6 protein-coding genes are annotated in these 6,787 nt (G+C 41.0%); 2 read left to right on the top strand and 4 right to left on the bottom strand.

Annotated elements, in window-relative coordinates; genetic code table 11:
* Positions 1-122: 122 nt before the first annotated feature.
* Positions 123-2,222, bottom strand: a complete 2,100-nt coding sequence (locus H6G74_RS18080; RefSeq protein ID WP_190968984.1) for an amylo-alpha-1,6-glucosidase — start codon at positions 2,220-2,222, stop codon at positions 123-125.
* A 142-nt stretch (positions 2,223-2,364) separates the two neighbouring features.
* Between H6G74_RS18080 and H6G74_RS18075 the strand changes: the two genes are divergently transcribed.
* On the top strand, positions 2,365-2,976 hold the full coding sequence (locus tag H6G74_RS18075) for a peroxiredoxin (RefSeq protein ID WP_062294438.1): 612 nt from the start codon (positions 2,365-2,367) through the stop codon (positions 2,974-2,976).
* 301 nt (positions 2,977-3,277) lie between these two features.
* Here the strand turns inward: H6G74_RS18075 and H6G74_RS18070 are convergent, their stop codons facing one another.
* Positions 3,278-3,550, bottom strand: coding sequence for a peptidase (locus tag H6G74_RS18070; protein ID WP_190968983.1), 273 nt, complete (start codon positions 3,548-3,550; stop codon positions 3,278-3,280).
* Positions 3,551-3,780: 230 nt separating this feature from the next.
* Between H6G74_RS18070 and H6G74_RS18065 the strand changes: the two genes are divergently transcribed.
* Positions 3,781-4,989, top strand: a complete 1,209-nt coding sequence (locus H6G74_RS18065; protein WP_190968982.1) for a NupC/NupG family nucleoside CNT transporter — start codon at positions 3,781-3,783, stop codon at positions 4,987-4,989.
* A gap of 72 nt (positions 4,990-5,061) precedes the next feature.
* On the opposite strand, the gene H6G74_RS18060 is transcribed toward H6G74_RS18065, so the two are convergent.
* Together H6G74_RS18060 and prmA are read right to left on the bottom strand one after the other, a co-directional pair.
* Positions 5,062-5,568 (bottom strand): hypothetical protein, encoded by a 507-nt coding sequence (locus H6G74_RS18060; protein WP_190968981.1) that lies wholly within the window; start codon positions 5,566-5,568, stop codon positions 5,062-5,064.
* Between the two features lie 288 nt (positions 5,569-5,856).
* Positions 5,857-6,774, bottom strand: a complete 918-nt coding sequence (gene prmA / locus H6G74_RS18055; protein ID WP_190968980.1) for a 50S ribosomal protein L11 methyltransferase — start codon at positions 6,772-6,774, stop codon at positions 5,857-5,859.
* Positions 6,775-6,787 lie beyond the last annotated feature (13 nt).

The raw sequence follows: 6,787 nt of genomic DNA, 5'->3' as shown, positions 1-6,787 counted from the left end.
TACTCAACCATCTTCCTCTTCGTCTTCCGCGTTGGAGTACTTTTCCTCCTACTCCTGTTGACGATTTCTTTTGCTTCAATTCCTCCTAATTGTAAAAAACCTACACCTGTCAGGCCCCCTACCTACGGAAATCCCTGGAGATGACGCATCACCTCGGCTACTGACCAAGCTTGGGCGATCGCACCTCTGGGGGTGTGTGGTGGGTCGCCGTCAAAAATTTCGGAAATGGAGCCAAGGCAAGCATCAGCAAGAAAATGGTCGATGAGGGGTTGCCAATTAAAGGGTAGTGGTTGTTTGGGATAAAAACGTTGCCAAGCACGGATAAACGGCCCAATTAACCAACTCCAAACTGTACCTTGATGGTAAGCGCGATCGCGCTCATGAGTCATACCTGTGTATTTACCGACATATTCGGGATCAATCGCATCCAAGCTACGCAGTCCATAGGGAGTTAGCAAGCGATAAGTTGCTAAGTCAAGTACTTGACGGCCTTGTTGTTGAGAAAATCCACAATGGTGTAAAGATAATGCAATCACAGCATTGGGGCGAATTTGGGAGTTACGGCGATCGTCTGGTTCAATGGTGTCGTACAAGTAACCCAACATCGGATTCCAGAATTTTTGTAGGGAAACTTTTACCTGTTGTGCTTGCTGTGTATAACGTTGCGCTTGTTTGGCTAAACGTGGTGCATCTTCTAAACGCATTTGGCTTAAGCGTTGCGCCCATTGGCTCATCCAACACAAAGCCGAATACCACAAAGCATTAATTTCTACTGGCTTACCATAACGCGGCGTGATAGGTTGACCGTTAACTAGTGCATCCATCCAAGTTAAAGCTACACCGCGAGCATACCAACCCACTAATCCATCTGTAGCATCAACTTGGATGTTATAACGTGTACCACCTACAAAGGCTTTGTGAATTTGCTGCACTATCGGGAATTGGTCTGCTAAAAATTCCCAGTCTTGGGTAGCTTCTAAATACAGTCCTAATGTTTCAATCCACCACAGCGCCGCATCAATACTGTTGTAAGATGGCTCACCATCAACATCAGGAAAGCCATTGGGAATTAAACCGTGGCGACAGTACAGCCCAAAGGTGTGTAATACTCCTTTGGCTAATTCGTAGCGTTGCGGTACTAATGCTAGACCTGGTAAGGCAATTAACGCATCACGTCCCCTGTCGTTAAACCAGTGATAACCAGCAATGATGGTTGGGCCAGCAACCGCAGCCCGATACACAATAAACTGATCACTGGCTTTGAGTAGTTGTTGCCAAATCAGCGATTGAGTATTCAGCAGTGGACAGGAAACAGGGGGTAGAGGGTTTTCCTGGGTTGATACTGCTTTACTCGTTAATAAGCCTGTTGTTGATTTCCAATCTTGATGTTTGGGTTGAATGTAGCCAAAAATCTGGCTGAGTCTTTCTTGTTCTGCTTCGACTGCTTCTGCAAAGCTTTCTGGTAATAGTGGGCTTTGTTGGGGGTCAGGAAAACCCAACCTTGCTTCTAAAGTAATGCTATCTCCTGGCTGGAGAGTGACGATTAAATAGCCAGGACTATACAAGTCTTCATAATTACCCAATCCCCGTCTTGTTTCTTCCGGTAAGACGTAATTCCAATACCAAAATGCGTCTGCTTGATATTTACCCTGTGTCCAGCGTAAATACCAAGGTTTACCAAAATGTCCAGATGCGATCGCTTGTAGGCAAACTTGTTGTTGTCCCAGTAATTGAGAAAATTGTAACCCTGTGGCAGTTTGTTGATGATGAAAGTCGCGATCGCAAATCAACAACCTCAGTTTTAAAATCGCTGTCTCTAGACCGTCATAACGATAGTGAATCAAAATCCGATGGGAGTGGGGGCTATTTTCCCTACATCCCTCAACACCACAGGGCATGAGCAGTTGTCTACTTAACTGCCAGTGTTCGTCACCCCAAATCCATTTGGGTACGGGGTTAATATCAAAAGATTGGAGAAATTCGTAACCTCTGGGCTTAATCTCTCCACTACCCCAAATATTTGTTCCTAATGCCACAACCCCCTTTGATACTTCCAAACTCGCCTCTAAGTGCGACAACAGCAAGTCACGCCCTGATGGCGGATTTGTAGCAGCAAATAACCAACCGTGGTAGGTGCGTGTGCGGACATCAGAAACTGTCCCACTGGCAAAACTGCCTAAGCCATTGGTGAGTAACCATTCTCTTGTATCTAAATTGGTCATTTGCTACTCAAAATCGTTATGACTATGATATAGTCGTAACAGATCGTAATTAAACTGTGAATCAGCGTGGATGGGTGAGTTTTACCTGACCCAAGTCCTAACGCTACTAAAACGAAATATAAGTTGAAGGAGAATTAGGTTAATGTCCCTCACTTACGGAACAGAAGGAAGCCTCCGCGTTGGTCAACAAGCTCCCGACTTTACAGCAACCGCTGTATTTGATCAGGAATTTAAGACAATCAAACTTTCCGACTATCGTGGTAAGTATGTAGTCTTATTTTTCTACCCCCTAGACTTTACCTTTGTTTGTCCTACTGAAATCACAGCATTTAGCGATCGCTACGAAGAATTCAAGAAACTTAACACTGAGGTTCTCGGTGTTTCCGTTGATAGTGAGTTCTCCCACCTCGCTTGGATTCAAACTGATCGCAAATCTGGTGGCGTAGGCGACCTCAATTATCCCCTAGTTTCCGACATCAAGAAAGAAATTAGCGCCGCTTACAACGTGCTTGATCCAGCAGCAGGAGTTGCATTGCGTGGTCTGTTCTTGATTGACAAAGATGGTATCATCCAACACGCTACTATTAACAACTTAGCTTTTGGTCGTAGCGTTGATGAAACCCTACGGACATTACAAGCTATCCAGCACGTCCAATCACATCCCGATGAAGTTTGCCCTGCTGGTTGGCAACCTGGTGATCAGACAATGACTCCTGATCCTGTGAAGTCTAAAGTTTACTTCGCTTCCGTCTAGAATTTTCTCGCTTTCAATTCCAATAGTTTTTGTTGGCATTGAAGGCAAAATTCATTTTTACCACAGGTAAACACTGGGTTTATCTGTGGTTTTTTGTAGTAATAAAGTAGTTTTGGTTAGAATTAAAAATTCTAATTTATTGGCGTTTAGTAGCGTATATTGGCAGTCAAATATTCATATCGATTTGGTATTCGATATGAAGAAGCATATAATTAGCCTGCGAAGGTGGTCATTGAGCTTGCCAAAGTGGATAGCCCCAGACTTCCAGTGTGAGGGGTTTATTATTACAAAACCAGAATAATTATTCTTGTGATGCTCGTGTGCGGAATAAACCCGTCATAGTTACGCCAGTAATCAACAAGCCAACTAACCCTAAGCCGTTCAAAAGTGGGTAAATTTTTTCTAAATGAATGATTTCTAAGGTATGCAGTCCTAAAAGGAATTCGCCTAACTCATCTTGGTGTAACAATTCATGGGCTATAGTATAACCCATACCCGTTAATACAGTTAAAAATAAAGGCAAGCACAGAATAATAGCTATCTGACGGTGATAGCGGCGAAACATACGATTCATAAACTGTTTTTGAACAAAGTAAATTTTAAGGTATCAGTTTTGCCATTGTTTGATACCGAAGTTTTATTAAAAATTTTGAACTTTGCACTTTTATAGAGTGTAATTCTCAATTAACAAGCGATCGCATTTTCCTTTGATACCAAGACAGTCAAATCCAAAAGTTAAAAAAGTTACATTTTTATGTATGCTGGATAGCCGAGTATGATAGCTATACATTTTTGGCAGTTATTATGGAACGCGCTATCTCCATACTGGGAATATTAGTCTTTATTGGCATCTCTTATGCTTTATCTGTAGAACGTCAAGCAGTTCGTTGGCGCACAGTAGCTTGGGGTTTGGGATTAGAATTTATTTTTGCGTTGCTAATTTTAAAAACACCTTGGGGTTTAAATATATTTAAATCTTTGGGAGATATTGTCAGTAATTTTTTAGCTTTTTCTGATGTTGGGGCAAAATTTGTCTTTGGTGAAAACTTTAAAGACCATTTATTTGCCTTTCAAGTACTACCAACGATTATCTTTTTTTCTGCTTTTATTAGTGTTTTATATTACTACGGAATTTTACAGCGAGTCGTCAATATGCTGGCCTGGGTAATGATTAAAACTATGAAAACATCAGGTTCAGAATCTTTATCTTGTGCAGGTAACATCTTTTTAGGGCCAACAGAATCTGCACTCATGGTTAAACCATATATAGGCAGTATGACTTTATCAGAACTTCATGCTGTGATGACGGGAGGCTTTGCCACAATTGCTGGTGGAGTTTTAGGCGCTTATCTTTCCTTTGGTATTCCCGCAGAACATTTAATTGCGGCTTTTTTTATGACTGCGCCTACATCATTAGTTGTATCAAAATTAATGTACCCAGAAACCGAAGTTTCTGAAACAGCAGGAAAAGCCAAAATTGATGTCGAAACTAACTATGTAAACGTCATTGATGCAGCTACAACAGGCGCTATTGATGGCGTAAAATTAGCTGTGAATGTGGGTGTAATGATTATTGCTTTTTTAGGATTACTTGCGGCTTTCAATGCTTTGTTAGGGTGGTTTGGTTCGCTTATAAATTTGCCGCAATTATCTTTGCAGTTAATATTATCTTTTGTCATGGCTCCTGTGGCATGGTTGATGGGTGTACCGTGGAAAGATTGTCAACAAGTCGGGGCGCTGTTAGGAACAAAAACAATTTTAAATGAATTTATTGCTTTCTTAGATTTAAAACAGCTAATTCAAGACGGCAAAATTTCTCAACGTGCCGTAATTATTGCGACTTACGCATTATGCAACTTTGCTAATATTGGCTCAATTGGCATTACAATTGGTGGACTTACAGGTATGGCTCCTCAGCGCCAACATGAATTTGCTCGCTTGGGCGTGAGGACAATGATTGGAGGATTATTAGCTGGTTTTATTACTGCTTGTATTGCGGGAATATTAGTTTGAAAAATGACTGAATAAATAAGGCAAAAGTAAAAAGTTAAAAGGCAAAAGAAGAAGTCATATTTATATGCTTCTTTATATCGGTTTGGTATTACTAGGATGATAAACACTATCTCTATTATTCTTAATTTTTTTGCTCTCAAAATAACCTAGTTTCCAATTGTTTGGTTGTTTTAAATCATTAATATGTCCTTGCAAAATCAGCCAAAAAGCAATGCGAGTATTTAAGTATCCTCTAAGAATACGATTTTTCGGCTTTGGGTAAATTCCCGGAATGACAAAACCACTCACATTTAACAGTTGTCCACAGTAAGTTTTATCTCCTGGCAATGTAAGAGTAAAAAAGCCATCGTTTTTATAACCATTGGGAATAATAAATGTCCCATAAACATTATGTTGTCCCCGCCAAGGCGTAACTACCAAATCTACAGGATGGGCATAATATTTTTCTGGTGAGGAACTATGAGAATATTTCCACTTATCGCAACTAACCAACGGTGAAACATCAGTGAATAAACAAAAGCTAACAATAGCAGCTAAGGTGAGAAAAAATATTAAATAAAAGAATTGATATCTTCGCACGGCTGGGATACTTAGACTATTTTTTGCTGTTCTATTTTAGCAACTGGGGCAAAGGTAGCGATCGCACACATCACTGTATGTAATCTTTATTACAGCCTAATTGGTACTTAAAATCCGTGGAATTAAAAACCAGAACTACCACATTATTTTTCTGTGGGCAAACTGCCAGAAACACAGAAGAAGCAAGATGAGAAGCCAATACCCGAACTCTATAAACTTGGCTTTCAAGAGGATAAATACGGCGCTAATATTCCATTCAAACATCAACATTAATGAACACCCATCAAATCAAGAACGCCGTGCATTTAAACAGCACCATTCTTTCTTTTTCCATAAAGCTGCAACAACCCAACCATTTTTTTCTAAAGCATCGGCTACGGATTTAGATTGTTCGATTAAAATGCCGCTAAAGATTGCCCAAGTGCTGGGTTTAGCGATCGCTGTCATTTCGGGAACCAACTGAATAATCACGTCAGCCAAAATATTACAAACGATACCGTCTACTGGCTTGTCGATAATTTTGCTCAAAACATCTACGCTACCTTCGGCGGGAATCAAGCGTTCTGGACTAATCTTATTCAGGGCGCGATTACTAAAAGTTGATTGCACTGCCAATGGATCATTATCCACAGCATAAACTTTTTCGGCTCCGAGCAGAACTGCACCGACCGATAAAATACCAGAACCGCAACCGATATCTGCAATTATGACTGGTTCTTTTTCTGCATTGCTCACAAACGATTGCGGCACTTCACTCAAGCGCATTTCTAAGGCTTCTAAACACAGTTGAGTTGTGGCATGGTTCCCTGTGCCGAAGGCGACACCAGGATCAAGGAGAATTATTAACCTGTCTGAGTTTTCTGGTGTTGGTAGCCATGCAGGGTTAATCAAAAAGCGATCGCCAATTTCCTGGGGTTGCCAATATTGCTTCCAGCTACTCGCCCAATCTTCTTCATCAATTAATTGCCAATGCAAGCTCGGTGCAGACATTCCCACACACAAAGCATCTTGACGCAACCGCAGCGCTAATGCTGCCAAATCGAGTAACTGGGCTTGAAATTGCGGTAAATAAGCCTTAACTAAGGAGGAATTGCCTTTGCGTTCGCTGGCTGTTCCCCGGCTACCAAAATCTTCCAGTCGCCAAAAGATGGAATCTTCTAGCTCTGGTTCACATAAAATTTGCAGTTCCCACCAAGTGTTTGCCATAAAAAAAGTTAAA

The organism is Nostoc spongiaeforme FACHB-130 (genome assembly GCF_014698475.1).
Classification (GTDB): Bacteria; Cyanobacteriota; Cyanobacteriia; order Cyanobacteriales; family Nostocaceae; genus Nostoc_B; species Nostoc_B spongiaeforme.
Note: the sequence above shows the minus strand (reverse complement) of the source record. Positions and strands in the feature narration are given on the sequence as shown.

Bases quoted from the DNA above. Each gene is read 5' to 3' on its own strand.
- H6G74_RS18080 (WP_190968984.1), bottom strand. From the start codon at position 2,222: ATGACCAATTTAGATACAAGAGAATGGTTACTCACCAATGGCTTAGGC.
- H6G74_RS18075 (WP_062294438.1), top strand. From the start codon at position 2,365: ATGTCCCTCACTTACGGAACAGAAGGAAGCCTCCGCGTTGGTCAACAA.
- H6G74_RS18070 (WP_190968983.1), bottom strand. From the start codon at position 3,550: ATGAATCGTATGTTTCGCCGCTATCACCGTCAGATAGCTATTATTCTG.
- H6G74_RS18065 (WP_190968982.1), top strand. From the start codon at position 3,781: ATGGAACGCGCTATCTCCATACTGGGAATATTAGTCTTTATTGGCATC.
- prmA (WP_190968980.1), bottom strand. From the start codon at position 6,774: ATGGCAAACACTTGGTGGGAACTGCAAATTTTATGTGAACCAGAGCTA.